At 42.5% G+C, this 26912-nt stretch carries 25 protein-coding genes, 3 tRNA genes, 3 rRNA genes, 1 other RNA gene and 1 other annotated feature; of the genes, 4 read left to right on the top strand and 28 right to left on the bottom strand.

Annotated features, from left to right (window positions below; all coding sequences use genetic code 11):
• Positions 1 to 137: 137 nt before the first annotated feature.
• Positions 138 to 2105 (bottom strand): methionine--tRNA ligase, encoded by a 1968-nt coding sequence (gene metG / locus CCK98_RS00965; RefSeq protein WP_088084916.1) that lies wholly within the window; start codon positions 2103 to 2105, stop codon positions 138 to 140.
• 34 nt (positions 2106 to 2139) lie between these two features.
• Complete coding sequence (locus tag CCK98_RS36000) at positions 2140 to 2268, bottom strand: hypothetical protein (protein WP_256942221.1); 129 nt, start codon at positions 2266 to 2268, stop codon at positions 2140 to 2142.
• A gap of 315 nt (positions 2269 to 2583) precedes the next feature.
• Between CCK98_RS36000 and CCK98_RS00960 the strand changes: the two genes are divergently transcribed.
• Complete coding sequence (locus tag CCK98_RS00960) at positions 2584 to 2874, top strand: AbrB/MazE/SpoVT family DNA-binding domain-containing protein (RefSeq protein ID WP_176525588.1); 291 nt, start codon at positions 2584 to 2586, stop codon at positions 2872 to 2874.
• A gap of 91 nt (positions 2875 to 2965) precedes the next feature.
• Here the strand turns inward: CCK98_RS00960 and rsmI are convergent, their stop codons facing one another.
• The 22 genes from rsmI to tadA all read right to left on the bottom strand — a co-directional run bounded on the left by rsmI (position 2966) and on the right by tadA (position 19984).
• Complete coding sequence (gene rsmI, locus CCK98_RS00955; protein ID WP_088084914.1) at positions 2966 to 3838, bottom strand: 16S rRNA (cytidine(1402)-2'-O)-methyltransferase; 873 nt, start codon at positions 3836 to 3838, stop codon at positions 2966 to 2968.
• On the bottom strand, positions 3816 to 4103 hold the full coding sequence (locus CCK98_RS00950; RefSeq protein WP_088084913.1) for a GIY-YIG nuclease family protein: 288 nt from the start codon (positions 4101 to 4103) through the stop codon (positions 3816 to 3818). Before CCK98_RS00950 ends, rsmI begins: the two co-directional genes overlap by 23 nt.
• Positions 4093 to 4833 (bottom strand): tRNA1(Val) (adenine(37)-N6)-methyltransferase, encoded by a 741-nt coding sequence (locus CCK98_RS00945; protein WP_088084912.1) that lies wholly within the window; start codon positions 4831 to 4833, stop codon positions 4093 to 4095. Before CCK98_RS00945 ends, CCK98_RS00950 begins: the two co-directional genes overlap by 11 nt.
• Before the next feature lie 57 nt (positions 4834 to 4890).
• Positions 4891 to 5262, bottom strand: a complete 372-nt coding sequence (gene yabA / locus CCK98_RS00940) for a DNA replication initiation control protein YabA (protein WP_088084911.1) — start codon at positions 5260 to 5262, stop codon at positions 4891 to 4893.
• Positions 5263 to 5275: 13 nt separating this feature from the next.
• The gene (locus tag CCK98_RS00935) at positions 5276 to 6103 is read right to left on the bottom strand and encodes a stage 0 sporulation family protein (protein WP_088084910.1); all 828 of its coding nucleotides are present in this window, start codon (positions 6101 to 6103) and stop codon (positions 5276 to 5278) included.
• Positions 6096 to 7103 carry a DNA polymerase III subunit delta' gene (holB, locus tag CCK98_RS00930; RefSeq protein WP_088084909.1) on the bottom strand — a complete coding sequence of 336 codons (1008 nt, stop codon included), beginning with the start codon at positions 7101 to 7103 and terminating at the stop codon, positions 6096 to 6098. Before holB ends, CCK98_RS00935 begins: the two co-directional genes overlap by 8 nt.
• Positions 7104 to 7149: 46 nt before the next feature.
• A complete protein-coding gene (locus tag CCK98_RS00925; RefSeq protein ID WP_088084908.1) occupies positions 7150 to 7479 on the bottom strand; it encodes a cyclic-di-AMP receptor in 330 nt (109 codons plus the stop codon).
• A 127-nt stretch (positions 7480 to 7606) separates the two neighbouring features.
• Positions 7607 to 8242, bottom strand: a complete 636-nt coding sequence (tmk, locus tag CCK98_RS00920) for a dTMP kinase (protein WP_088084907.1) — start codon at positions 8240 to 8242, stop codon at positions 7607 to 7609.
• A 32-nt stretch (positions 8243 to 8274) separates the two neighbouring features.
• Positions 8275 to 9714 carry an aminotransferase class I/II-fold pyridoxal phosphate-dependent enzyme gene (locus tag CCK98_RS00915; protein ID WP_088084906.1) on the bottom strand — a complete coding sequence of 480 codons (1440 nt, stop codon included), beginning with the start codon at positions 9712 to 9714 and terminating at the stop codon, positions 8275 to 8277.
• Between the two features lie 143 nt (positions 9715 to 9857).
• Entirely contained in the window at positions 9858 to 10061 is a 204-nt protein-coding gene (locus CCK98_RS00910; protein WP_088084905.1) for a sigma factor G inhibitor Gin, read from the bottom strand.
• Between the two features lie 333 nt (positions 10062 to 10394).
• Positions 10395 to 10511: ribosomal RNA gene (rrf, locus tag CCK98_RS00905) — 5S ribosomal RNA — on the bottom strand.
• Between the two features lie 76 nt (positions 10512 to 10587).
• Positions 10588 to 13522 (bottom strand): 23S ribosomal RNA (locus CCK98_RS00900).
• Between the two features lie 107 nt (positions 13523 to 13629).
• Positions 13630 to 13705 (bottom strand) — tRNA-Ala (locus tag CCK98_RS00895).
• Between the two features lie 10 nt (positions 13706 to 13715).
• A tRNA-Ile gene (locus CCK98_RS00890) sits at positions 13716 to 13792 on the bottom strand.
• 103 nt (positions 13793 to 13895) lie between these two features.
• A 16S ribosomal RNA gene (locus tag CCK98_RS00885) occupies positions 13896 to 15445 on the bottom strand.
• The 16S, 23S and 5S rRNA genes sit together here with 2 tRNA genes alongside, the layout of an rRNA operon.
• Positions 15446 to 15738: 293 nt before the next feature.
• Positions 15739 to 16002, bottom strand: a complete 264-nt coding sequence (locus CCK98_RS00880; RefSeq protein WP_088084904.1) for a pro-sigmaK processing inhibitor BofA family protein — start codon at positions 16000 to 16002, stop codon at positions 15739 to 15741.
• A gap of 84 nt (positions 16003 to 16086) precedes the next feature.
• Positions 16087 to 16308 carry a YaaL family protein gene (locus CCK98_RS00875; RefSeq protein ID WP_088084903.1) on the bottom strand — a complete coding sequence of 74 codons (222 nt, stop codon included), beginning with the start codon at positions 16306 to 16308 and terminating at the stop codon, positions 16087 to 16089.
• A 21-nt stretch (positions 16309 to 16329) separates the two neighbouring features.
• Complete coding sequence (gene recR / locus CCK98_RS00870) at positions 16330 to 16926, bottom strand: recombination mediator RecR (RefSeq protein ID WP_088084902.1); 597 nt, start codon at positions 16924 to 16926, stop codon at positions 16330 to 16332.
• Positions 16927 to 16943: 17 nt separating this feature from the next.
• Positions 16944 to 17264 carry a YbaB/EbfC family nucleoid-associated protein gene (locus tag CCK98_RS00865; RefSeq protein WP_066259542.1) on the bottom strand — a complete coding sequence of 107 codons (321 nt, stop codon included), beginning with the start codon at positions 17262 to 17264 and terminating at the stop codon, positions 16944 to 16946.
• Positions 17265 to 17294: 30 nt separating this feature from the next.
• Positions 17295 to 18983 carry a DNA polymerase III subunit gamma/tau gene (gene dnaX, locus CCK98_RS00860; protein ID WP_088084901.1) on the bottom strand — a complete coding sequence of 563 codons (1689 nt, stop codon included), beginning with the start codon at positions 18981 to 18983 and terminating at the stop codon, positions 17295 to 17297.
• A 144-nt stretch (positions 18984 to 19127) separates the two neighbouring features.
• An RNA gene (gene ffs, locus CCK98_RS00855) (signal recognition particle sRNA large type) lies at positions 19128 to 19392 on the bottom strand.
• A 76-nt stretch (positions 19393 to 19468) separates the two neighbouring features.
• Complete coding sequence (gene tadA / locus CCK98_RS00850) at positions 19469 to 19984, bottom strand: tRNA adenosine(34) deaminase TadA (protein ID WP_088090242.1); 516 nt, start codon at positions 19982 to 19984, stop codon at positions 19469 to 19471.
• A gap of 242 nt (positions 19985 to 20226) precedes the next feature.
• On the opposite strand from tadA, the gene CCK98_RS00845 reads away from it, so the two are divergent.
• The 3 genes from CCK98_RS00845 to CCK98_RS00835 all read left to right on the top strand — a co-directional run bounded on the left by CCK98_RS00845 (position 20227) and on the right by CCK98_RS00835 (position 23070).
• Positions 20227 to 21513 (top strand): glycoside hydrolase family 18 protein, encoded by a 1287-nt coding sequence (locus CCK98_RS00845; protein WP_088084900.1) that lies wholly within the window; start codon positions 20227 to 20229, stop codon positions 21511 to 21513.
• Between the two features lie 198 nt (positions 21514 to 21711).
• Positions 21712 to 22359, top strand: coding sequence for a deoxynucleoside kinase (locus CCK98_RS00840; protein ID WP_088084899.1), 648 nt, complete (start codon positions 21712 to 21714; stop codon positions 22357 to 22359).
• A 15-nt stretch (positions 22360 to 22374) separates the two neighbouring features.
• Positions 22375 to 23070 carry a deoxynucleoside kinase gene (locus CCK98_RS00835; protein ID WP_088084898.1) on the top strand — a complete coding sequence of 232 codons (696 nt, stop codon included), beginning with the start codon at positions 22375 to 22377 and terminating at the stop codon, positions 23068 to 23070.
• Positions 23071 to 23317: 247 nt separating this feature from the next.
• Here CCK98_RS00835 and CCK98_RS00830 read toward each other — a convergent pair.
• From CCK98_RS00830 to pdxS, 4 genes are all read right to left on the bottom strand, one after another.
• A tRNA-Ser gene (locus CCK98_RS00830) sits at positions 23318 to 23410 on the bottom strand.
• A 98-nt stretch (positions 23411 to 23508) separates the two neighbouring features.
• Positions 23509 to 24789 (bottom strand): serine--tRNA ligase, encoded by a 1281-nt coding sequence (serS, locus tag CCK98_RS00825; RefSeq protein WP_088084897.1) that lies wholly within the window; start codon positions 24787 to 24789, stop codon positions 23509 to 23511.
• A 91-nt stretch (positions 24790 to 24880) separates the two neighbouring features.
• Positions 24881 to 25104, bottom strand: a binding site (T-box leader).
• Positions 25105 to 25161: 57 nt separating this feature from the next.
• Positions 25162 to 25752, bottom strand: coding sequence for a pyridoxal 5'-phosphate synthase glutaminase subunit PdxT (gene pdxT, locus CCK98_RS00820; RefSeq protein ID WP_088084896.1), 591 nt, complete (start codon positions 25750 to 25752; stop codon positions 25162 to 25164).
• Between the two features lie 161 nt (positions 25753 to 25913).
• Positions 25914 to 26795: a pyridoxal 5'-phosphate synthase lyase subunit PdxS gene (gene pdxS, locus CCK98_RS00815; RefSeq protein ID WP_088084895.1), complete on the bottom strand. Its 882-nt coding sequence runs from the start codon at positions 26793 to 26795 to the stop codon at positions 25914 to 25916.
• Positions 26796 to 26912: the final 117 nt, after the last annotated feature.

Here is a 26912-nt window from a genome sequence, read left to right as displayed (position 1 = left end):
AACATTTTCTTATTCGCGTTTGAAATGCCAATATTCAACAATAACCAAGTAATAAATAGAAATATTACGAAAAATGTTCCACGTGTAACATTGAAAAGCGCCTTGTGCAGGCGCTTTTCTTGTAAAGTTATTAACCTTTATTTCACCTTGGAACCATTCGGTAATGTTTGATCGACGGTTGCCAGCGAAAGTTGACCATCTTTTGAACCAGCTAGGATCATTCCTTGTGATAGTTCACCACGAAGTTTAACTGGTTTTAGATTGGTTATACAAATGACCTTTCGACCAACTAATTCTTCCGGCTTATAATATTGGGCAATTCCAGAAACGACCTGGCGCTTTTCATAGCCTAAATCGAGCTGAAGCTTAAGCAATTTATCCGCCTTTTTTATAGGCTCTGCTTGGACAACTTCGGCTACCCTTAAATCAATTTTCATAAAATCGTCAATGGCAATTTCATCGATTTCTTCAGGTTTCTCTTCCGGCTTTTCTTCTTTCTTTTCTTCAACTACGGGAGCAGAACCTTGCATTTTCGTCTTAATAAATTCTACTTCCTCAGCAATTTCAAGTCTTGGGAATATCGGTGCATCCTTTTCGACTTTTGTTCCGCTTGGAATGGCACCAAAATCAGAGAGGCTTTCCCATGTTTTAAGGCTCTCATCCTGAATACCCAGCTGCGTAAAGATGGAATTCGGTGTACGTGTTAGGAATGGCTGCAGTAAAATCGCAATTCTTCGTAAGGATTCGGCCAGATGAGCCATTACACTTGAGAGCTCACCTTTATTCTCCTCATTCTTTGCCAATGTCCAAGGTTTTGTTTCATCGATATACTTATTCGTCCGGCTGACTAATTGCCAAATCGAAGTTAACGCAACAGAAAACTCCATTTTCTCCATTGCTTCCTCATATTTATTAACGGTATCAAGATTGACCTGCAGCAGCGATGCATCAAATTCCCCAATAGAGCCGGAATAATCAGGTATAACTCCGTTGAAGTATTTTTCAATCATTGCGACCGTACGATTTAAAAGATTTCCTAAATCATTGGCTAAGTCAAAGTTGATTCTTTCAACAAATCCTTCAGGTGTAAATACACCATCCGCCCCAAACGGCACTTCCCTTAATAAATAATAACGAAGTGCATCCAGACCATAACGATCAATTAAGGTGACAGGGTCAACCACATTCCCTTTCGATTTGGACATTTTTCCATCCTTCATTAACAGCCAGCCATGGGCAAATACCTTTTTGGGCAGTGGAATATCTAATGCCATTAACATAATTGGCCAATAGATGGTGTGGAAACGTACAATTTCCTTACTCATTAAGTGAACATCGGCTGGCCAGTAATTTAAATATTTTGCATCATTTTCTGTTCCATAACCAAGTGCCGTAATATAGTTGGAAAGGGCATCAATCCAAACATAAATAACATGCCTTGGATTCCCCGGCACCTTGATCCCCCAATCAAACGTTGTCCTTGAAACAGCAAGATCCTCCAGGCCAGGTTTGATAAAGTTATTAATCATTTCATTTTTTCGAGATTCAGGTTGGATGAAATCGGGATTTTCCTCGTAGTACTGCAAAAGACGATCTACATATTTACTCATTCTAAAAAAGTATGATTCTTCTTTAACCTTTTCCACCGGACGGCCACAATCCGGACAATTTCCATCCGTTAACTGACGGTCTGTATAAAAGGATTCACATGGTGTACAGTACCAGCCTTCATACTGATCGAGATAAATATCTCCTTGTTCAAGCAGTCTCGCAAACATCTTTTCAACGACTTGTTTATGTCTTTCATCCGTTGTTCGGATAAAATCATCATAAGAAATATCGAGTCTTTTCCATAATTCTTTAATTCCATCGACAATTTCATCGACATACTGCTGCGGAGTAATCCCTGCTTCTTCAGCTTTCCTTTGAATTTTCTGCCCATGCTCATCCGTTCCAGTTAAGTACATAACATCATAGCCGCGCATCCGCTTATAACGGGCCATTGCATCACCTGCAACAGTTGTATAAGCATGCCCAATATGTAAATTACCGCTTGGATAGTAAATCGGTGTCGTTAGGTAAAAAGTCTTTAATTTATTCTCCATCTTAATCCCTCCGCTAGTTTGCGAGTCCAAAGCTCTATTTAACCATTATTGCCTCTTTTTTCCCGCTTCTATCCTCAAAATATACCGAAAAACCAACTTTTGTGCAAGGAGGCGCTCTTTTACCTGATTCCTTTATTTTTTCATATTTTCCTATTACACCCATAAAGGTTTCTATTCCTTCGAAGGATATATAGTTCAATTGCATCAATTTATGTTGAAGTTTGTCGAAAAAGTAAAGAATTGAACAGTTATTTTACCAACAATCCAATAGTATTATTTACTGCTAAATATAGGTAATTTTTAGAAAAAACGTTGTTAAATCAACGATCATCTTAATTGAATAAATTTACTATTAATTTTCCAAATAAAATAATTGACGGATATGGGAATTTCTTGTATTATTAGGTTATGAAAATTTTGTCGAATAATGACGAATAAATAGATAGAGAAAAAATAAGTGCAAATGTGAGAGGAGATCATAAAAATGAAATCTACTGGTATTGTTCGTAAAGTTGATGAGTTAGGCCGTGTGGTTATTCCAATCGAATTAAGACGTACTCTTGGTATCGCTGAAAAAGATGCTCTTGAAATTTACGTTGATGATGAGCGTATTATCTTAAAGAAATACAAGCCAAATATGACTTGCCAAGTTACAGGAGAAGTATCTGATGATAATTTAACTCTTGCTGGCGGTAAATTAATTCTTAGCCGTGAAGGTGCAGAACAGTTATTACAAGAAATCCAAAACAACTTTGAATTAGTAAAATAATAGAAAGCTCCGGCACTTCAATTAGTGCTGGAGCTTTTTTCTGTGAAAAGGGGAAACAAACGTTCAGCGGTGTATCCCGCTTAAGCTCTATCTATTCGACATGATAGGCCTGATACACTTCTCTTTTATTTATGTCACGATCTTTCGCTGTTAGTTTGATCGCTTCCTTCGAAGGGATATTTTTTTCAGAAATATAGTGATTTACATGTTCTTCAAGCGTTAAATCGTGCCACCAGCTTGGTTCTTCCTCTTGTTGCTGATCCGTCCCCTCAACAATCAAGCAAAACTCTCCGCGGATTTCATCCTGCGTGGTCCAAGCGATTACTTCTTCGATCGTTCCTCGAATAAATTCCTCATACTTTTTCGTTAACTCCCTGCAAATTGCGATTTTCCGGTTACCGAGGACATCTGACATAATCGAAAGCGTTTCTTTTAGGCGATGTGGTGATTCATAAAAGATCAACGTAGCTGACTGCCATTTTAAGTGTTCTAACTCCGCCCGCTTTTCTTTCTTGTTTCGATTCAAAAAACCAAAAAAGTAAAAGGGCTGGCACACTAAACCGGAGGCAATTAATGATGTTAGAGCAGCATTTGCACCTGGTAACGGAACGACTGTTACCTTTTCTTCAATGGCCGCTGCAACCAGCTCATAACCTGGATCTGAAATGGCAGGCATACCCGCATCACTTACGAGCGCAATCTTTAACCCTTCCTTTACTTTTTGAATCAATTTATCGCCGCTCGTTTCTTTATTGTGTTCATGATAACTTACAACAGGTGTTCCAATTTCAAAGTAATTGCAAAGCTTCTTTGTATTCCTTGTATCCTCTGCAGCAATTAAGTCTGCTTCTTTTAATAATCGAATCGCACGGAAGCTCATATCTTCTAAATTACCAATTGGTGTGGGAATAAGATATAAGATCCCTTTCGTAGCCTCATTCTCAAAGCTTTTTTGCTGCCACATACACATCACCTGTTTCTTTTATTAAAAATTCATCTTTTTTCTTCCTGCTTAATTGCTTAAAGGAATATTCTGCCCTTAGCGCTTCCCCTTTATTTTCATAGCTTCTATAGTATGTAAGTTCGACCGGACCTCTGCCCCGCGTATATTTTGCCCCTTTTCCTTCATTATGAAGCCTAATCCGGCGTTCAAGATTATTCGTATATCCACCATATAAACTACCGTCCTTACAGGTAAGTACATAAAAATAGTGATCGTCATTCTCCATATAAAATCTCTCTAATTTCTGGTGTATATTCATTGTTATCATTATAAACAAATAACGGTGGAGAAATTTTTAGATCCGGACTGCCATCCTTAATTGCCTCAATTAAAAGCGTATTAGCCTCTTTCCCCCTCTTCGGATAGACAAATTGAATTCGTTTGGGTTCAAGCCGGTATTGTCTCATCAATGTAATGATATCCAGCAGTCGCCCCGGTCGGTGAACAAAAGCCACCTTGCCACCTTGTTTAGCCAATTGACTTGAAGCCTTGACCGCATCCTCTAGTGTACAAAGAATTTCATGACGGGCAATCGCTAGATGTTCATTGGGATTCATCTCTTCCTTTGACGCCGTTGTAAAATACGGAGGATTACAAGTGACGACATCAAATTGCCCATGGCCCAGCTGTTTTGGCATATCCTTGATATCACCATGAATCATTTGCAGTCGGGGTTCTAGTCCATTATATTCAATGCTTCTTACCGCCATATCGTAAAGCCGTTCCTGTATTTCAACACCAGTAATCTGGCCCTTTGTTCGTGCACTTAGAAATAAAGGGATGACACCATTCCCGCTGCAGAGGTCAATTAGGTTCCCTTTTTGAATCGGAACATATACAAATCTTGCTAGTAAAACGGCATCAAGGGAAAAGGCAAAAACAGACGGACTTTGGATAATCCTTAAGTTTTCCGCTAATAAATAATCTAACCGTTCATCTTCCTTCAAGTTGACCAAATTATCCATCCCCTAAATGTATGAAAATAGAGGCTGATTTTTGTCAGCCTCTTAAGGTTATTTCTTATTAAGAAAGGAAAGACAGAATAAACAATCGCCTTCCTTGCGTAAACTTCCAAAATGAAGGTTACAGATATGAAACCCTTCTTGATAGAGTCGGGCGAGGTTATCATATCCTTCCCCAACATCAAATGGCTTTACCCCCGGAGACTCGGGCAGGACTGCCCCTTTTTTATTCCCTGTTACCTTTTTTTCCGCTTCAGTCGTTACATCTAAACGACGTCTCAAATGTTCATTTTCAAGCTTTAAATAATGATTCTCTTCTAGTATTTCGGCTAAATGCTGCTTTAATTCCCCCAGCTGCTGGTAAAGATGTCCAATTTGTGTTTCCATATTACTTACTGATTCAAATATTTCTTTTTTATCCACGTCTTCCACCTCGTTAATCTGTGGATTGTATAGAAAAGGCACCTTCTTTATTGATTTCCTCCAAGGTATACTCCAGAACTCGATCCTGTTCCTTTAGTTCAACCTGCAGTACCCGCTCTAATATATTTAATCCTACTACTTTTCCTCTACCCTGTGGTGTTTCAATGAATTCCCCTAAATCCGGCAGCAATGCTTTAGCAGATTCATATTCATCATTTTCATATTTTAAACAACACATCAGCCTGCCGCATAATCCAGATATTTTTGTAGGATTCAATGAAAGGTTCTGATCCTTCGCCATTTTTATCGAAACTGGATCGAAATCCCCTAAAAAGGTCGAACAGCATAACATTCTCCCACAGGGACCGATACCACCAAGCATCTTCGCTTCATCGCGGACACCAATCTGGCGTAATTCAATTCTCGTCCTAAAAATAGCTGCTAAATCCTTCACAAGCTCACGGAAATCAACTCTTCCATCAGCTGTAAAGTAGAAGATGACTTTATTTCGATCAAATGTATATTCTACATCGACTAGTTTCATATCCAGTTGATGCTCATTCACTTTTTCATTACAAACTTCATAAGCTTCCTTTGCGGCTTGCTTATTCTCTTCAACAATCATTCGATCCTTCGGGTCGGCAATTCTCACCACTTTTTTTAGTGGAAGGACAACATCATGCTCCTCCACCTGTTTGCGAGCGATGACGGCTTTACCATACTCAACTCCACGAACTGTTTCGACAATCACAAAGTCATCTTTTTCTATAGAGAGGTCCCCTGGATCAAAATAATAGATTTTCCCCGCCTTTTTAAAGCGTACTCCTACAACATCATACAAATGAAGATCCCTCCTGCAATTTTAACACAAGCTGTTCCATCATCAGCTGAGGATTCATATTCCTCTCAAGCTTTCTTTTTGCATCAAGAATAGCTGACATTTGATCCGATATGCGCCGTCCAGATGTTTGCAATGCAAATTGTTGCAGCCGTTCATTTTCCTCTCGAAAAACAATTTGCTCCTGCCTATCTAATTGTATATATAGTAAATCCTTAAAAATAAGAAGTATAAGGTCTAAACCACGGTGAATTTGTTCTTTATCTTTAAAGTGTGGAAACCACTCAGTCTGAAGCGTTACCATAGCCTCCAACGGATTTTTTTTCAACACCTCATATAATTTTACCACTATTTTTTGAGCTTGTGCAAACCATTCATCGACATTTAATTTATGTGCTTCATCCAAGCTATTGGTCAATTGAGCAAGTAGCGGAGCCTTTAGCGGTTCTACGCCGTTTTCCACCAATTGTTTAATCATAACTTGAGGTGATAATGGATGAAATGTTAGTATTTGGCACCTCGAAAGGATCGTTGGTAGAATTTTCTGCGGCTGTTCTGTTAATAGAAAGGCAACTGTCCCGGGATTGGGTTCCTCTAAAAATTTCAGTAAACTATTGGACGCACTGACACTCATTTTATCTGCATGGATAAGCAAATAAACCTTTTTCAAAGATTCTAATCCCTTTTTGGAAAACTCAACCTGCAGGCTTCTGATTTGGTCAACCTTAATGGATAATCCATCCGGCTCAACAATATGAACATCAGGGTGGTTGCCATGATTGATTCGACGACAATTATTGCATTCTTCACACGGTTTATAACAATCAATGATGGACTCGCAAAATAGGGACTTTGTCAGTAACAACGCAATTTCCCGTTTACCTGTCCCTCTAATGCCCTCAAGAAGGTACGCATGGGCCACTCGATTTTTCACTAAACTGTTTTTTAACATGTTTAACACAGTTGGCTGAAGCTCTTCTAGCTGTTCCCATGATTTTACCAAGCTCATCACTCTCTTACTTTATAAAATTAACCGACATTCACTAGGCTTAAAAATGCATGTATTGCTCAATTGGAAGGACAAATACGGTTGCCCCGCCAACCTCAACTTCAACGGGATATGGGACATAAGAGTCTGCATTTCCACCCATTGGTGAAACAGGGGCAACTAACTGTTCTCTGGATCTGCAGTTGTCCTTAATAATTTGGAGGGCCCTGTCCACGCGAATATCCTCAGTACCAATCATAAAGGTCGTGTTACCTGACTTCAGAAATCCACCTGTACTCGCTAGTTTTGTTGCCCTAAAATTGTTATCTACTAGTGCCTTTGATAACCGATTGCTATCCTGGTCCTGTACAACAGCTATGATAAGTTTCATAAGAACCACCCTCTCTTTTATATCCCAATCTAGTTTTGTTGTTTCCTATATTATAACAGGTAACAGAGTTCCTTACATTCATAATGGCAGGGACGCCTACATATTTCTTTTAGGATAAAAAAAAGCCTTATAGGGAAGGCTTCCTTTTTGCTAATTTTTCTACTATTATTTTTAGGGTTTCTTGAAAAACCTCTTCCACTGTGCCAGAAGCATCAATAGACTTAATTCTATCTGGAAAGCGTTCGATTAATAGATGATAACCTGTGCTAACCTTTTGGTGGAATTCCAGGTTTTCTAAATCCAATCGATTAATCTCTCTGCCTTTATTTTTGTTGATCCGCTTTAAGCCTAACTCTGGTTCGATATCAAAGTAGATCGTTAACTCAGGCATCAAATTTTCAATCGCAAATTGGTTGATTACAAAAACTTCATCAATTCCTAACCCGCGTGCATAGCCTTGGTAAGCCAAGGAACTATCAACAAACCGGTCACACAACACGATTTTCCCCTCTGCTAAGGCTGGTTTCACCTTTTCTATCAAATGCTGCCTTCTTGCAGCAGCATAGAGTAAGGCTTCTGTCCGAGGGTCCATCGCGGTATTTTCTTTATCTAAAATGACGGATCTAATTTGCTCCGCGATATCAATCCCGCCTGGTTCACGCGTTAGCAGTACGTTTCCAAACTCCTGGGCAACCATGTTAATAATGGTTGACTTTCCCGCACCATCTGGGCCCTCAAACGTTATAAATATTCCTTTATCCATTTAAATAAAACCTCCAAAACTGTATCTATCTCTTAAGATGTGTAAAAGGTCTTTATAAGACCATCTTTTAATCGGGCGCCGCCTTGAAATCTAGCTCCTGATTTTAACAGGCTGGCGAGTTGACTGAGTTTATCTTTTGTTATCCTTTCACCCTTTATCAGCAAGGGAATACCCGGGGGGTAGGGAATAATCGTTTCAGCGCATACCTCACCTATCGCTGCAGCTATATCTACTTCTTTTACCATTAAATTACCCATTTCTTTAAAAGGGATCGCTAACGTTGAGATTTTTTGACTAGCCACCTCAAACACCTCTTGGGCACCATTTAAAGGTAAACCAGCTAGTGCCTTCTTAATTTTCAGGACCGCTTCTTCCAAAGGAAAGCTTTGACCTTCTTTTAATAAAGGAAGAATAAAGAGCACATTATGTGGATCGGCTAATTCTGTATAAATGGATACCTCTTCTAATCTTCTTTGGAGATCAAAGCCATTTAACCCTGAGCGGGACTGGATGGTTAATTTTAAAGGATCTCCGTTATCATTTGGGTATTCTAACACCCGGATTGCTGGAATTTCCGCCAACATTTCTTTAAAGCGTTGGATTTCATTCAAAAGAAAGGTTAAATCGTTTGGTTTATATGTAGCTAAATAATTTCTGGCCAGGTCCAAGGATGCCATAATCGGATAGGACGGGCTGCTTGATTGGAACATGGCTAAGTATTCCCTTACCTTATTGCCATTAATCAACTGGCTATTCACATGCAAAAAGGATCCCATTGTCATGGCCGGGAGTATCTTGTGTGCCGATTGAACCACAACATCTGCACCCAATTGAAGGGCTGACGATGGGAAAGGTCCGCCAAGAATAAAATGTGGTCCATGTGCCTCATCCACTAATACAGGGATATCATGCAGATGTGCTTCTTTGATTATTTCTTGTAAATCATATGCCATTCCATAGTAGCTCGGATAAGTCAAAATGAGTGCTTTTGCATCCGGATATAAGTTAATAGCTTCTTTAACCGTTTCTATACGTATACCAGAAGGGACTTTCCACTCCTGGTCAAATTCAGGCTCGAGAAACACGGGGTCAGCTTTTGCCAAGCTTAGTCCATTTAAAACGGATTTATGGCAATTTCTTTGAACAAGAACCTTTGTTCCATCTGAGCAAGCTGCCATAATCATTGCTAGATTGCCTACGGTGGAACCATTCACAAGGAAATAACTCTTTTGGGTTTGAAATAGGCTAGCTAGTAGTGACTCAGCCTCAAGTATCGCCCCTTCTGGCGAATGTAGATCATCTAACCCCGATAACTCCGTCGCATCTATTTGTAAAATCTGCTTAAAATAACGATTTGCTTCTCGTTGATTTATAGTACCATATTTATGTCCAGGGACATGAAAGGAAATAGGGTTCTTTTTGACATGGTCGATTAACACATCATACAAAGGTGTTTTTAATTGATTATTCATTTGTTTACTTCCTTCTAAGAGCTTCGTTTATTCAGCCTTATTAGCAGGCAAGACCCCCCCACTGCTGGAGTTTCACTTCATTCTAACAAAAAATCAGTGTTCAATCTCATTTGAATGCAAAAAAATAAGCCCATAATGGACTTTTATGAAAAAATTTCTGGTGTGGTTATTTTTTTCAGTTGTTTGAGAAAGTATTTATATTTTGGATCCTTTGTATCTGTTTGTATTAAATCATTTTCGCATTCTGTACAAATAAATGAAGTGTATAGATGTATGCCCTTTGGTTTTTGATTTTCACAAATAACGCACGTTTCCTCATGATACTTCTGTGCTAATAATGAACTCAATCCCTCCACCTCCATACATCCATTCTGCCCTTATGTGCCTATTTGTATACAATTTTTCGAATAATCTTTTCGCCGTCATCTTAATTAATATATTATGTAACAATTAGCAATTGGGTGTATGTCTATTCGTAATTTCTTTGAAAACACTTCGTACTTTTTTACTATTGTCATTGTCCTTACAGATGACAAACAAAAAGACAATCTTTTAGTATCCTCTTTAGTTACGATCCATGGCTTTTTTTCTGTTGTATGGGCACAATTATCATTTTCTGTTCACCCATACATAAATCTTCGAAAACACAAAAAACAACCATTTCTGGTTGTTTTAGATTTGCCTGGCAACGTCCTACTCTCACAGGGACGCGTGTCCCAACTACCATCGGCGCTGAGAAGCTTAACTTCCGTGTTCGGTATGGGAACGGGTGTGACCTTCTCGCCATTGCTGCCAGACTATTTTTTTAGAGGAATCATTCCCTCAAAACTAGATAATACAGAAGAAGTTGTAAAAACAAGTATGCCTTAAAAATTGGTTAAGTCCTCGAACGATTAGTATCAGTCAGCTCCACATGTTACCACGCTTCCACCTCTGACCTATCAACCTGATCATCTTTCAGGGTTCTTACTAGCTTGCGCTATGGGAAATCTCATCTTGAGGGGGGCTTCATGCTTAGATGCTTTCAGCACTTATCCCGTCCGCACATAGCTACCCAGCGATGCCCTTGGCAGAACAACTGGTACACCAGCGGTGCGTCCATCCCGGTCCTCTCGTACTAAGGACAGCTCCTCTCAAATTTCCTGCGCCCACGACGGATAGGGACCGAACTGTCTCACGACGTTCTGAACCCAGCTCGCGTACCGCTTTAATGGGCGAACAGCCCAACCCTTGGGACCGACTACAGCCCCAGGATGCGATGAGCCGACATCGAGGTGCCAAACCTCCCCGTCGATGTGGACTCTTGGGGGAGATAAGCCTGTTATCCCCGGGGTAGCTTTTATCCGTTGAGCGATGGCCCTTCCATGCGGAACCACCGGATCACTAAGCCCGACTTTCGTCCCTGCTCGACTTGTAGGTCTCGCAGTCAAGCTCCCTTGTGCCTTTACACTCTGCGAATGATTTCCAACCATTCTGAGGGAACCTTTGGGCGCCTCCGTTACTCTTTAGGAGGCGACCGCCCCAGTCAAACTGCCCACCTGACACTGTCTCCCACCCCGATCAGGGGTGCGGGTTAGAATTTCAATACAGCCAGGGTAGTATCCCACCGACGCCTCCACCGAAGCTAGCGCTCCGGCTTCTCAGGCTCCTACCTATCCTGTACAAGCTGTACCAAAATTCAATATCAGGCTACAGTAAAGCTCCACGGGGTCTTTCCGTCCTGTCGCGGGTAACCTGCATCTTCACAGGTACTATAATTTCACCGAGTCTCTCGTTGAGACAGTGCCCAGATCGTTACGCCTTTCGTGCGGGTCGGAACTTACCCGACAAGGAATTTCGCTACCTTAGGACCGTTATAGTTACGGCCGCCGTTTACTGGGGCTTCGATTCAGAGCTTCGCTTGCGCTAACCCCTCCTCTTAACCTTCCAGCACCGGGCAGGCGTCAGCCCCTATACTTCGCCTTGCGGCTTCGCAGAGACCTGTGTTTTTGCTAAACAGTCGCCTGGGCCTATTCACTGCGGCTCTTCGAGGCTATTCACCTCAAAAAGCACCCCTTCTCCCGAAGTTACGGGGTCATTTTGCCGAGTTCCTTAACGAGAGTTCTCTCGCTCACCTTAGGATTCTCTCCTCGCCTACCTGTGTCGGTTTGCGGTACGGGCACCTTTTATCTCGCTAGAGGCTTTTCTTGGCAGTGTGGAATCAGGAACTTCGGTACTAAATTTCCCTCGCTATCACAGCTCAGCCTTCGCGAGAAGCGGATTTGCCTACTTCTCAGCCTAACTGCTTAGACGCGCATATCCAACAGCGCGCTTACCCTATCCTCCTGCGTCCCCCCATTGCTCAAACGATAAAGAGGTGGTACAGGAATATCAACCTGTTGTCCATCGCCTACGCCTTTCGGCCTCGGCTTAGGTCCCGACTAACCCTGAGCGGACGAGCCTTCCTCAGGAAACCTTAGGCATTCGGTGGATGAGATTCTCACTCATCTTTCGCTACTCATACCGGCATTCTCACTTCTAAGCGCTCCACCAGTCCTTACGGTCTAGCTTCAACGCCCTTAGAACGCTCTCCTACCACTGACATCTAAGATGTCAATCCACAGCTTCGGTGATACGTTTAGCCCCGGTACATTTTCGGCGCAGAGTCATTCGACCAGTGAGCTATTACGCACTCTTTAAATGGTGGCTGCTTCTAAGCCAACATCCTGGTTGTCTAAACAACTCCACATCCTTTTCCACTTAACGTATACTTTGGGACCTTAGCTGGTGGTCTGGGCTGTTTCCCTTTTGACTACGGATCTTATCACTCGCAGTCTGACTCCCACGGATAAGTCTTTGGCATTCGGAGTTTGTCTGAATTCGGTAACCCGATGAGGGCCCCTAGTCCAAACAGTGCTCTACCTCCAAGACTCTTACTACGTGAGGCTAGCCCTAAAGCTATTTCGGAGAGAACCAGCTATCTCCAAGTTCGATTGGAATTTCTCCGCTACCCACACCTCATCCCCGCACTTTTCAACGTGCGTGGGTTCGGGCCTCCATCCAGTGTTACCTGGACTTCACCCTGGACATGGGTAGATCACCTGGTTTCGGGTCTACGACCACATACTCATACGCCCTATTCAGACTCGCTTTCGCTGCGGCTCCGTCTCTTCAACTTAACCTTGCATGGGATCGTAACTCGCCGGTTCATTCTACAAAAGGCACGCTATCACCCATTAACGGGCTCTAACTACTTGTAGGCACACGGTTTCAGGAACTATTTCACTCCCCTTCCGGGGTGCTTTTCACCTTTCCCTCACGGTACTGGTTCACTATCGGTCACTAGGGAGTATTTAGCCTTGGGAGATGGTCCTCCCTGCTTCCGACCGGATTTCTCGTGTCCGGCCGTACTCAGGATCCACTCAGGAGGGAACGAAGTTTCGACTACAGGGTTTTTACCTTCTATGACGGACCTTTCCAGATCGCTTCATCTACCCCGTTCCTTTGTAACTCCATGTTGAGTGTCCTACAACCCCAAGAGGCAAGCCTCTTGGTTTGGGCTATGTCCCGTTTCGCTCGCCGCTACTCAGGGAATCGCGTTTGCTTTCTCTTCCTCCGGGTACTTAGATGTTTCAGTTCCCCGGGTATGCCTTCCATACCCTATGTATTCAGGTAAAGATACTGTTCCATTACGAACAGTGGGTTCCCCCATTCGGAAATCTCCGGATCAAAGCTTACTTACAGCTCCCCGAAGCATATCGGTGTTAGTCCCGTCCTTCATCGGCTCCTAGTGCCAAGGCATTCACCGTGCGCCCTTTCTAACTTAACCTAAAAGGTTATTCTCTTACTTACATAAGAGAGAAAACTAAAATGGCATTGACTCGGTTCTTACATTGACTTCTTCATTACGATTATCTAGTTTTCAAAGAACGATTTTGGTGGAGCCTAGCGGGATCGAACCGCTGACCTCCTGCGTGCAAAGCAGGCGCTCTCCCAGCTGAGCTAAGGCCCCGTTATGAAGATGGTGGGCCTAAATGGACTCGAACCATCGACCTCACGCTTATCAGGCGTGCGCTCTAACCAGCTGAGCTATAGGCCCCCACAACGGAAATATAAAGAGAGATTATACTCTCAAAACTAAACAAACAAAGATCGTGTTACAAACTGTTTTGTCTGGCTCACAGGTCCAGCTTTATCCTTAGAAAGGAGGTGATCCAGCCGCACCTTCCGATACGGCTACCTTGTTACGACTTCACCCCAATCATCTGTCCCACCTTAGGCGGCTGGCTCCTTGCGGTTACCCCACCGACTTCGGGTGTTACAAACTCTCGTGGTGTGACGGGCGGTGTGTACAAGGCCCGGGAACGTATTCACCGCGGCATGCTGATCCGCGATTACTAGCGATTCCGGCTTCATGCAGGCGAGTTGCAGCCTGCAATCCGAACTGAGAATGGTTTTATGGGATTGGCTAAACCTCGCGGTCTTGCAGCCCTTTGTACCATCCATTGTAGCACGTGTGTAGCCCAGGTCATAAGGGGCATGATGATTTGACGTCATCCCCACCTTCCTCCGGTTTGTCACCGGCAGTCACCTTAGAGTGCCCAACTAAATGCTGGCAACTAAGATCAAGGGTTGCGCTCGTTGCGGGACTTAACCCAACATCTCACGACACGAGCTGACGACAACCATGCACCACCTGTCACTCTGTCCCCCGAAGGGGAACGTCCTATCTCTAGGAGTGTCAGAGGATGTCAAGACCTGGTAAGGTTCTTCGCGTTGCTTCGAATTAAACCACATGCTCCACCGCTTGTGCGGGCCCCCGTCAATTCCTTTGAGTTTCAGCCTTGCGGCCGTACTCCCCAGGCGGAGTGCTTAATGCGTTAGCTGCAGCACTAAGGGGCGGAAACCCCCTAACACTTAGCACTCATCGTTTACGGCGTGGACTACCAGGGTATCTAATCCTGTTTGCTCCCCACGCTTTCGCGCCTCAGCGTCAGTTACAGACCAGAAAGCCGCCTTCGCCACTGGTGTTCCTCCACATCTCTACGCATTTCACCGCTACACGTGGAATTCCGCTTTCCTCTTCTGCACTCAAGTCCCCCAGTTTCCAATGACCCTCCACGGTTGAGCCGTGGGCTTTCACATCAGACTTAAAGGACCGCCTGCGCGCGCTTTACGCCCAATAATTCCGGACAACGCTTGCCACCTACGTATTACCGCGGCTGCTGGCACGTAGTTAGCCGTGGCTTTCTGGTTAGGTACCGTCAAGGTACCGGCAGTTACTCCGGTACTTGTTCTTCCCTAACAACAGAGCTTTACGACCCGAAGGCCTTCATCGCTCACGCGGCGTTGCTCCATCAGACTTTCGTCCATTGTGGAAGATTCCCTACTGCTGCCTCCCGTAGGAGTCTGGGCCGTGTCTCAGTCCCAGTGTGGCCGATCACCCTCTCAGGTCGGCTACGCATCGTCGCCTTGGTGAGCCGTTACCTCACCAACTAGCTAATGCGCCGCGGGCCCATCTGTAAGTGTCAGCCGAAACCGACTTTCAGCTTTTCCTCATGAGAGAAAAAGGATTATCCGGTATTAGCACCGGTTTCCCGGTGTTATCCCAGTCTTACAGGCAGGTTGCCCACGTGTTACTCACCCGTCCGCCGCTAATCAACAGGAGCAAGCTCCTATTGATTCGCTCGACTTGCATGTATTAGGCACGCCGCCAGCGTTCGTCCTGAGCCAGGATCAAACTCTCCAAGAAAGTTGATTAGCTCATTTGTTACGTTGGCTTAGTTTCTTAATTGAAACTAAAAATTTTTGTTTGTTTGCACGATTTTGTTTGTTTAGTTTTCAAAGAACAATTTCTCTATCGCCTAAAAGCGACTTTATTATCATATCAAGTTATCAACCAGAAGTCAACAACTTTTTTCGTTTGCATTTCATCGTCTCTGTGACGACTTTTCATATATTACAGCATATAAAAGGATTGGTCAATACTTTTTTTAAAATTTGTTTTTCAAAAAGAAAAACCGCTTTTTTTCAGCGGTTTTAGGTTTAGAGTACCCAATGTTGAATAGCAGCTAAAGCAATTAGACCCGGGATTCCTAAAAATCCTGAAATAGCCGATGTAGCAAAATTAATCGGCACATGAATGCCATAGCGATTACCCGCTGCATTTAAGAAGAATAAAAATAGCGCTCCAATAACTAATTTAATAGCAGCCTGTCCAACCAATCGAGCGGGCTTAAAAGGTGCACCCGTAAATAAAAGGATAAGAATGAGCCCTCCGAGGATGGATATTACGATAATTGGTTCCAAAAAAGCTATCCCCCTTCTTAAGTCACTTTGTTTCAACTTATGTACAAGTTGATAAAAATAGACCTAAAAAAAGAAATAGCTTGTTTATGATCTCATTAAGGTAACATTCCGCTGCTTTGCTTCTCTTAATAGAAAGATATATTTTGCCTCGGCAATTTTTGTTTGGCAAATCACTTCTTCTGAAGGATCAAAACTTTTTTCCAACAGCAGCTTTTCTTGCTGCCAATGTTCTTTATATCGATTCAACTGCATTAAGAGCTTTTCATTATACTCCTTACGCAGCCGACCTTTACGCTGAAAAAACATGACTGATTCCTCCGCGTCTTTTTAAAATTCTCTCCGGCCTTCAATCGCTTTCGATAAGGTTACCTCATCCGCATATTCAAGGTCCCCGCCAACAGGAAGCCCATGCGCAATTCTTGTCGTTTTAATCCCTGATGGCCTTAACAAACGTGAAATGTACATTGCGGTTGCTTCCCCTTCAATATTAGGGTTAGTCGCTAGAATCACTTCAGTAACTGTTTCATCCTGAAGACGTTTTAAGAGGTCAGGAATATTGATATCCTCAGGACCTATCCCATCCATCGGGGAAATCGCCCCATGCAGAACATGGTACAAACCGTTGAATTCCTTCATTTTTTCCATCGCTATGACATCTTTAGGATCTTGGACGACACAAATGATACTTCTATCCCGTCGTTGGTCCTCACAAATATAACATGGATCCTGATCCGTGATATGACCACAGACAGAACAATAGGTTAGATTTCGTTTGGCATTCACTAGTGCTTTGGCAAAATCAAGCACCGTATCCTCTTTCATACTTAGGACAAAAAAAGCCAGACGACCGGCCGTTTTTGGGCCGATACCTGGCAGCTTCATAAAGCTGTCAATCAGCTTAGATATTGGTTCAGGATAATGCATCTTTTGCTATTCCACTCCTAAAAAGGAAGGTTCATTCCTTTTGTAAATTGCCCCATCGTACTGTTTGTTAACTCTTCTACCTTTTTAAGAGCATCATTTGTTGCAGCTAAAACAAGGTCTTGAAGCATTTCGATATCATCCGGATCGACTGCCTCTGGTTTGATAATTACATCGACAACTTCCTTATGACCGGTTACCACTACTGTGACCATTCCGCCGCCAGCAGATCCTTCAATCTTCTTTTCACCTAACTCTTCTTGTGCTTCCGCCATTTTCTTTTGCATCTTTTGCATTTGTTTCATCATATTTTGCATATTTCCCATTCCGCCACCACGCATCATTACCATCTACCTCCATTTAATTAGTTATTAATCAATAATTTCCACAAATTCTTCGCCAAATATTTTTTTCGCCTCGGCAATATGTGGTTCTTCTTCCTTAGGTGCTTCGCTGGTTTCTCCTTCAGCACCATCATGACTATTCAAAAAGTTTTCGCGAATTGGCAGCCATTGGTCTTCAGGAACACCTAAAAGGATGAATCTTTTGCCGGTTAATTTATTTAATGCGGCGATCACAGCATCAAGAAAATCAGCACGATTCATTGCCATTTGACAAATCATCTCATGCTTGAATTTTATAATAAAAGCAGTTGAGGACGCTGCAATCGGCTCTGCATCGTTTAACAGGGCGGCTTGTGATTTTAAAAGACTAGCCCGCAATTCGCCCCAATTGGCTTTGATGACATTTAGATCGCTTTTCGTTGCCTGCTTTAATACTTCATTGATTTTTCCAACTGCAGGCTGAAATGTTTTTTTAGAAGACCTTGGCGCAGACTTCTGCGCTTGTGTTGCGGTTTCTTGTGGGACTGCCGCCACACCAGTTTCCTTTAAATGCTGCAGTTCGGTCTCAAGCTGGCCGATTCTTGTTATTAATTGTTCAATTTGTGCTGGATTTGCTTGCTCTGTGTGTTTTACTTCCATTTGACATAACTTAACGATCGCTACTTCAAGGAAAATTCTTGGATGGTTGGTCCAGCGCATTTCTTGTTGAGTTTTATTCAAGAGATCGATAAGCTGATAAATCTGCTCCATTGAGATAGTTTCAGCCATGATTCGAAAATCATCATCAAGCATCACTCTTTCAAGGGATTCTTCAAGGTTTGGTGCTGTTTTATAAAGCAGCATATCACGATAAAATAAAATTAAATCCTCAATAAAGCGCATCGGGTCTTTTCCATGGAATAAAAGTTCATCCAGTGCTTCTAACCCGCTCGCAACATCCTTTTCCCGGAAGGCTAAGGCCAGCTTATTCAAAAATCCCTGCGATACTGATCCGGTTACAGTTAAGGCATCCTCAATGGACACCTGGTCCTGGCTATACGATATGGCCTGATCTAATAAACTGAGCGCATCACGCATCCCGCCATCTGCTGCCCGGGCAATCAATTGCAGGGCTCGCTCATCACAATTAACTCCAGTTTCCTCAACGATTAATTTCATCCGTTTGACGATTGCTCCAGCTGTAATCCTTCTAAAGTCAAAACGCTGACATCTTGAAATAATGGTTAAGGGGATCTTATGAGGTTCTGTCGTCGCTAAAATAAAGATCACATGCTTTGGCGGTTCCTCTAATGTTTTTAACAATGCATTGAATGCGCTAATGGATAGCATATGTACTTCATCAATAATATAGACCTTATAATTAACCGAAGTAGGTGCAAATTTGACCTTATCAAGCACATCACGCATTTCCTCCACACGTGAGTTCGAGGCAGCATCAAATTCCAGCACATCCGAGATCGTCCCATTGGTGATGCCAAGACAGGATGCACACTCATTACACGGCTCTGAAACCGGCGAACGTTCACAATTAATCGCCTTTGCTAATATTTTAGCCGCACTTGTTTTCCCTGTTCCTCTCGGTCCTGAAAAAAGATATGCATGAGAGATCTTTTGTTGAAGCAGGGCGTTTTGCAATGTCTTGGTTACATGTTCTTGTCCTACTACATCAATAAATGTTTGAGGCCGCCAAACACGGTATAAAGCCTGATAACTCAATTGACATCGCCCCCTTCAAATTTTTCATCTTTCCACTTTTCTTATTATACCTTAACCATTTTGGTTTTTACAAAATGAATCTAGTTGAATGAACAAAAAAACTCATCCCTATTCTGAGATGAGTTAATTTATGTAATATAACTGCCGTGCACCTTCCGTCGACTAACGCCCATAAGCGTTACTTAAGCAGTTAGCTCGGCCCAGGCAACCCTGCGGCACATGGGAGCGTCCACTTAATGCTGCTTCCTTCCGGACCTGACATGGTTCATGGATTCCCATTGCGCAGGACCCGGGCGTCAACACCACTTACTTAAGGCAGACCCTACAGGTCGTTAGCCTCGGGAAGGGATTCAGTCCCGCTAGAGCGGATTGCGGGTACAGGGCACCGCTACCTCCCCACCTAGCACGGCAAAGTTGATACCAAAGTTTAGTGCGTCTCTATGACGCTTTCTTAGTATACAAATATTCTCGTAAAAAAGCAATCACTATTCACTGTCAGTTTTTGTAAGTTCATCCTTTTGCACTTTTTTCTCGAGCTTTTTCCGCTCTCTTATTTTTCGAAAAAAGTCGGAGAGTATTTGCCCGCACTCTTTTTCTAATACACCGCTGATAACCTCACTCTGATGGTTGAAGCGCTCATCCCCCAAGAGGTTCATGAGTGTACCCGCACAGCCGCCCTTAGGGTCAACTGCACCATAAACGACTCGTTTGACCCTTGATAACATGATTGCCCCTGCACACATTGGGCAAGGCTCTAACGTTACATATAAGGTGGCATCTTCAAGGCGCCACGAGCGCAGTTCCTTGCAGGCCTGATCAATCGCTAATAGTTCAGCATGGGCGATGGCATTTTGCTCGCTCTCGCGTAAATTGTGGGCCCGAGCAACAACCTTTCCTTCTATTACAATAACGGCTCCAATCGGCACCTCTTTCAGCTCTTCTGCTTTTTCAGCTTCCTTTATTGCTTCTCTCATAAAATCTTCATCTTGCATACGCTCAATTGTCATCATATTTCCCCTTTAAAAACTCAATTTAACGGAAAAAAATTGCCGGTCATCTTTATTAATGACCATTATAATTTATAGCAGGCTGATTTACATAAAATTATTGATGTTTGCCATTAAGAATGTCTTAAAGGCAAACATACATCCTAGTACAGATGAAATTTAACAGCATTATATCATTTATCCGCTCCCTCTTTCATAAAATAGTTGCAACGCATATTTGCCAAGGAGGGATTAGGATGCAAATCCATGTGATAAAAAGTAATGAATCCTTAACTACAATCGCTAGGACTTATCATACAACCGTTCAAGATATCGTTGAGGCCAATGATTTACCCAATCCAAACAATCTAGTTATCGGACAGTCGCTTGTCATTCCAATCATCGGTCACTTTTACTTCGTGCAGCCAGGTGATTCCTTATTCTCTATATCAAGAAAGGTTGGCGTCCCTTATCAGCAGCTTGCCACCATCAATCGGATTAATGTAAATCAACCACTTAATGTAGGCTTTCGTCTCTATATACCTCAAGGTAAAAAAAGAAACGCCGAGTTTAACGCGTACGTTGAACCGCGCGGCACCACTGTAGCCCCTATCCTAGAAACCAGTGCCCGTGAGGCCGCACCCTATCTCACGTATTTAGCCCCCTTTAGCTTTCAAGCGCGACGCGATGGTACCTTGAAAGAACCATTACTTAATAACTTTCCTGCCATTGCTAAAGCCAATCGAAATGTCTTAATGATGGTTATTAACAATCAAGAAAATGACCAGTTTAACGATGAACTCGGTCGAATTCTTTTGAATGATACCGCTATACAAGATAAATTTCTTAACAATATTGTCACCACTGCCAATAAGTATGGTTTCCGTGATATTCACTTTGACTTTGAGTTTTTACGCCCTGCGGACCGCGAGGCCTATAATCGCTTTTTACGAAAAGCAAAACAAAGATTCTCACGTCAAGGCTGGCTCATGTCAACCGCCCTTGCCCCAAAGACTAGCGCAACCCAAAAAGGAAAATGGTATGAGGGGCATGATTATAAGGCTCACGGCGAAATCGCTGACTTTGTCGTCATTATGACTTATGAATGGGGTTATAGTGGAGGCCCAGCGATGGCGGTATCGCCCATTGATCAAGTAAGAAGAGTATTGGAGTATGCAATAACTGATATTCCAGCAAATAAAATTATGATGGGACAAAACCTGTATGGCTATAATTGGACATTGCCATTCGTGCCGGGGTCAGTGGCAAAGGCAGTGAGCCCACAGCAGGCGATACAGCTGGCTGCAAGCCACAATGTCCCGATACAATATGACACCAAAGCCCAGGCCCCATTTTTTAGATATACCGATGCTGGGAAGCAGCATGAGGTTTGGTTTGAGGATGCCCGCTCGATCCAGGCAAAGTTTGACTTAATTAAAGAGTTAAATATTAGGGGCATGAGCTATTGGAAGCTTGGGCTGGCCTTCCCGCAAAACTGGCTGTTGATCGTAGACAATTTCAATGTCACAAAACATGCGACTTAAATATTTTTATTCTACAAAAACTGCCCCTATTCGGCAGTTTTTTCATATATTTGACATAAAACTAATTTCTTCTAAATATTCCTTGTCCCTTCCTTGGTGAGATTATGATAAAATAGTCTTTGCATGTTTTACGTGACTAAATAACCAGTTTAACTGGTGAAACATAGAGTGAAGGCAGTTGGAGAAGGAGGACTTGCAATGGGGGATACACCCTTTATTACCGTTGAAGGGCCGATAGGTGTAGGTAAAACATCTCTCGCTAAAGCCATTTCAGCGCAATTCGAATTTGCATTACTAAAAGAGATTGTTGATGAAAATCCATTTCTAGGGAAATTCTATGAAAATATTGAGGAGTGGAGTTTTCAAACGGAAATGTTTTTCCTCTGCAATCGCTTTAAGCAATTAGGGGATATCAATACCCATTTTTTAAGCCAAAATCAATCCGTCGTAGCGGATTATCATATCTTCAAAAATTTAATTTTTGCTAAGCGTTCATTAAGTATGGACGAGTATCAAAAATACTATAAAATTTATCAAATTCTTACCGAGGATATGCCGAAGCCTAACGTGATTATTTATCTGAATGCAAGCCTAGACACGCTGTTAAAACGCATCAAAGTAAGAGGGCGTGAAGTCGAAAAAAATATCAGCCCCTTATATTTAGAACAGCTATCGCTTGACTATGAAGAAACAATGATGATCTTTGAAAAAGAACATCCGGAAATACCAGTTCTTCGTTTCAGTGGGGATGAATTGGATTTTGTTAAAAATGAACATGACTTAAACCATATTATTAGTCAGTTAACATTAGCATTAAAAAAAAGCAGCTGGACTAAAACACTATAGAACAGGGGAATGTTAGTGAGTATCGTAATTGGTGGTATGATAGGTCTTGGAAAAACAAGTGTAGCAGACACATTGAATGCACACTTTCAAAATAGAGGAATAGAGAGTAAGGTGTTTTATGAATCGGTGGATGACAATCCGATTCTTCCTCTCTATTATGAACTAACACCTGAAGAATTAGATGCAAAAAGAATTCCCTTCCTTCTTCAATTATTCTTCTTAAATAAACGCTTTAAAACCGTTAAGGAATGCGTCGGTTGGAGAGAGCCTGTTTACACCATTCAGGACCGTTCCATTTATGAAGATTGGTATTTTGCTTATGTAAATAAATCATTAGGCAGAATATCTGATTTGGAATTTAAAATTTACGAAGACCTAGTTGAAAATATGCTAGAAGAACTAAATGAACTTCCAAGGAAAGCGCCAGATTTAATGGTTTATCTTAAAGGTTCGTTCGATACGGTAATTGATCGGATTATGGCGCGCGGTCGAAGCTTTGAAATAAACCCTGAGCTGAAGGAATACTACTTCGAAGTTTGGAAGGGTTATGATGAGTGGGTCATGAATCAGTATGCAGCAAGTGAAGTATTAGTGATTGATATGGATACGACAGACGTTGTAAAAAGTGAAGAAGATGCCACTAAGGTCTGCCGTGCGGTTGAAGATAAACTACAAGAAATATTAAATATGAGAACAGCACATATTGGATAATCCAATATGTGTTTTTTTATATAAAGCGGGAGCACCCGTTCAGCGGCGTATGGCCTGGAGCGCTCCAACTGAGATAAAGGAAACACGGAGAGCGTTAGCGCATTCGTGCTTGACTTATCGTAGGGCGGAGAGCGAAGGACACTAGCCGTTTGGATCTGGAGCTGGATTCAAAGACATAAAAAAAAGCCGTTACATATAATGTAACGAACCTTTATCTCCAGTTTTTATGCGCGATTTAAAATTTTAATGGAGGAGGAAGAGGGATTCGAACCCCCGCGCGGTATGACCCGCCTGTCGGTTTTCAAGACCGATCCCTTCAGCCAAACTTGGGTATTCCTCCGTATCAACAAAAACTAATTTACCATATTGTTTTTCCTATGTCAACATACTAAATAAAAAAACTGGACAAATTTTTGGTCTGTCCAGTTTTTTGTAATTTTACATAGGAGCAATGACTTCGCGGTTGCCCATATATGGACGTAAAACCGTAGGAATCACGACACTGCCATCGGCTTGCTGGTAATTTTCTAAAATTGCAGCCACCGTACGACCAATCGCGAGGCCAGAACCATTTAAGGTGTGTACATGCTCTGGTTTAGCCTTTGGTTCGCGACGGAAGCGAATATTTGCCCGCCTTGCCTGGAAGGCCTCAAAATTACTGCAAGAAGAAATTTCTCGATAAGTCCCATAGCTTGGAATCCAAACTTCAATGTCATATTTTTTTGCTGCGGTAAAGCCAAGGTCAGCTGTACACATGCTTAACACACGGTATGGCAGTTCAAGTAATTGTAATACCCGTTCAGCGTCATTTGTCAGCTTTTCCAGTTCCTGATAAGAATCCTCAGGCTTAACAAACTTAACAAGTTCAACTTTATTAAATTGATGCTGACGAATCAAACCTCGTGTATCACGGCCCGCGGAGCCAGCCTCAGAGCGGAAACACGCACTGTATGCGGCGAAGCGGATCGGCAATTGTTCGCCGCTTAAAATCTCATCTCGATGAAGATTGGTAACAGGTACCTCAGCTGTTGGAATCAAGAAGTAATCTTCATTTTCAATCAAAAAGGCATCTTCTTCAAACTTAGGAAGTTGGCCAGTTCCAGTCATGCTAGCTCTGTTGACTAAATAAGGCGGCAATATTTCTGTATAGCCATGCTCATCAACATGGAGGTCTAACATGAAACTCATTAATGCACGTTCTAAACGAGCTCCTAACCCTTTATAAAAGACAAAGCGGCTTCCAGTTACTTTACCAGCCCGTTCAAAATCCAGAATACCTAGTTGATCAGCAACATCCCAGTGAGGCTTGGCTTCAAACTCAAACTCACGCACCTTGCCCCACTGTCTAATTTCAATATTATCATCCTCGGTTTCACCAACTGGAACACTTTCATGCGGGATATTTGGAATGCTCAACATCAAAAGTTCTAATGACTCTTCAACCACTCGTAATTCATCATCAAACGTTTTGATCTGGTCACCAACCTCACGCATTTCTTTAATTAAGTGATCGGCATCCTGCTTTTCACGCTTTAAAGAAGCAACCTGCTGGGAAACCTCATTTCGGCGGCTTTTTAACTTTTCTGTTTCCACAATCAATTCGCGTCTTCTTTGGTCGAGTTCTTCAAACTGATCGAGAGCAGATAAATCTTCTCCACGCTTTTGAAGTTTTGCTTTTACATCTTCAAAATCAGCTCTCAACACTTTAATATCTAGCATAATAACAGCGCTCCTTTTTTATAAAAGTATTTTAGATTAGACTTGCTTCACGGGCGCATCCGCTTAAAAATAAAAAAACTCCCGCCCCTAATACAGGGACGAGAGTTACTCGCGATACCACCCTGGTTGACAGAAAAAACTGTCCACCTCGAAAAAACGTTAACGGTTTCTACCGAAAGTACTTACTGACCTCATGAGGAGGTGTTCCGCACCTTGCTCGAGGAGGGATTCACAAGCTTCATCCACCGGTTCACACCAACCACCGGCTCTCTAAAGAATGAATCTCCTGTTACTAGTTCCTCTCATTGCTTTAATCTTTATTTAGATTTTGTAATTTTAAATTACTATAATTATAAACCAAATGCAACCCTGTTATACAAACTGTTTAGCCTTAGCTTCCTTCACCATCTCGACGAAGTACGCGGTAAGGCCATGATTATCCGTCAACTCAGGATGGAAGGAACAGCCTAGAAATTGTCCTTCCCGTGCGGCCACGATGCGGTCATTATGCTTGGACAGAATTTCAACATTCTCTCCCGCCTCAACGATGTGCGGTGCACGAATAAATACTGCTGGGAAGCTTTCAGCAACGTCTTTAATCGCAAGGTCCGCCTCAAAGCTGTCAACCTGGCGTCCAAACGAGTTACGTTCCACCTTAATGTCCATTACACCGATGTGTGACTCATTATAGCCAACAAGATCTTTTGCTAATAAAATGAGCCCCGCACAGGTACCGAACATAGGTTTTCCTTCTTGAGCAAATTCTTTTAGGGCATCCATAAAATCATATTTGTCAATTAAACGTCGCATTGCTGTACTTTCTCCGCCAGGAAGAATGAGGCCATCCACTTCTTGTAGTTCTTCTTTTCTTTTGATTGCGACGGCCTCTACACCACATGCTTCTATAGAGTTCATATGTTCACGGACTGCCCCTTGTAGAGCAAGAACGCCGATTCTAATCATAAAAATACCCCTTTATGCGTTTTGAACTTCGATAACTGTCTAGCTCCAGGCGCCATCGGCTCGAGGTCATAAGCCAATCCGTCAAGAAGGTTAAAAAGCAACCTTCATGACGGCTCGTCTTTTGCTTGTCGCCGATAAACAGGCGCCTTCCGCTTTTCTAATTACCATCCACGCTCCTGCATGCGTGCTTCAGGTGCTAGTGATGAAATTTCGATCCCTTTCATTGGTGTTCCAAGATCCTTTGAAAGTTCAGCAATTAATTTATAGTCTTGATAATGTGTAGTTGCTTCAACAATCGCTCTAGCAAATTTCGCTGGGTTTTCTGATTTAAAGATACCAGAACCAACAAATACACCGTCCGCTCCTAATTGCATCATTAACGCTGCATCAGCAGGTGTTGCCACACCGCCAGCAGCAAAGTTAACAACTGGCAGCTTGCCAAGGCGTTTAATTTCTAAGAGGATTTCATATGGTGCACCTAATAGCTTTGCTTCTGTCATAAGCTCGTCCTCATTCATTGCAACAACTTTACGGACTTGAGCATTTACCTTACGGATATGGCGGACTGCTTCAACAATATTACCTGTTCCTGGTTCGCCTTTTGTACGAAGCATAGATGCTCCTTCACCAATCCTGCGGGCAGCCTCACCAAGGTCACGACAGCCACATACAAACGGTACAGTATAATCTCTTTTATTTAAATGGTATTCTTCATCAGCAGGTGTTAAAACTTCACTCTCATCGATATAGTCAACACCCATTGCTTCAAGAATGCGCGCTTCTACAATATGTCCAATTCTTCCTTTAGCCATTACAGGGATCGTCACAGCACCCATAACTGCTTCAATGATTCTAGGGTCTGCCATTCTTGCCACACCGCCAGCCGCGCGGATATCTGAAGGAACACGCTCTAAAGCCATTACTGCTACTGCTCCTGCTTCTTCAGCAATTTTCGCCTGCTCTGCATTAACAACATCCATGATGACGCCGCCCTTTTGCATTTCAGCCATACCACGTTTTACGAGATCAGTACCTGTTATCATTTCTAAATCCCCCTAATTATTTCTTTTAATATTAAGAAAAATTTTCTCATAGTTTCAGAAATCTTCATTAATTTAGTCGGAATTATTTTAACCCCATAAAAACATTAAAGCAACAAA

Origin of the sequence: Bacillus sp. OV166 (assembly GCF_900177675.1) — a bacterium.
Classification (GTDB): domain Bacteria; phylum Bacillota; class Bacilli; order Bacillales; family Cytobacillaceae; genus Neobacillus.
This window is presented reverse-complemented; position numbering and strand designations above follow the sequence as displayed.

Excerpts from the sequence above, each read along its gene's own strand:
- metG (WP_088084916.1), bottom strand. The coding sequence starts at position 2,105 with ATGGAGAATAAATTAAAGACTTTTTACCTAACGACACCGATTTACTAT.
- CCK98_RS36000 (WP_256942221.1), bottom strand. The coding sequence starts at position 2,268 with ATGGGTGTAATAGGAAAATATGAAAAAATAAAGGAATCAGGTAAAAGA.
- rsmI (WP_088084914.1), bottom strand. The coding sequence starts at position 3,838 with ATGTGGCAGCAAAAAAGCTTTGAGAATGAGGCTACGAAAGGGATCTTA.
- CCK98_RS00950 (WP_088084913.1), bottom strand. The coding sequence starts at position 4,103 with ATGGAGAATGACGATCACTATTTTTATGTACTTACCTGTAAGGACGGT.
- CCK98_RS00925 (WP_088084908.1), bottom strand. The coding sequence starts at position 7,479 with ATGAAACTTATCATAGCTGTTGTACAGGACCAGGATAGCAATCGGTTA.
- tmk (WP_088084907.1), bottom strand. The coding sequence starts at position 8,242 with ATGGATAAAGGAATATTTATAACGTTTGAGGGCCCAGATGGTGCGGGA.
- CCK98_RS00915 (WP_088084906.1), bottom strand. The coding sequence starts at position 9,714 with ATGAATAATCAATTAAAAACACCTTTGTATGATGTGTTAATCGACCAT.
- CCK98_RS00875 (WP_088084903.1), bottom strand. The coding sequence starts at position 16,308 with ATGTTTTTTCAGCGTAAAGGTCGGCTGCGTAAGGAGTATAATGAAAAG.
- recR (WP_088084902.1), bottom strand. The coding sequence starts at position 16,926 with ATGCATTATCCTGAACCAATATCTAAGCTGATTGACAGCTTTATGAAG.
- CCK98_RS00865 (WP_066259542.1), bottom strand. The coding sequence starts at position 17,264 with ATGCGTGGTGGCGGAATGGGAAATATGCAAAATATGATGAAACAAATG.
- CCK98_RS00845 (WP_088084900.1), top strand. The coding sequence starts at position 20,227 with ATGCAAATCCATGTGATAAAAAGTAATGAATCCTTAACTACAATCGCT.
- CCK98_RS00840 (WP_088084899.1), top strand. The coding sequence starts at position 21,712 with ATGGGGGATACACCCTTTATTACCGTTGAAGGGCCGATAGGTGTAGGT.
- serS (WP_088084897.1), bottom strand. The coding sequence starts at position 24,789 with ATGCTAGATATTAAAGTGTTGAGAGCTGATTTTGAAGATGTAAAAGCA.
- pdxT (WP_088084896.1), bottom strand. The coding sequence starts at position 25,752 with ATGATTAGAATCGGCGTTCTTGCTCTACAAGGGGCAGTCCGTGAACAT.
- pdxS (WP_088084895.1), bottom strand. The coding sequence starts at position 26,795 with ATGATAACAGGTACTGATCTCGTAAAACGTGGTATGGCTGAAATGCAA.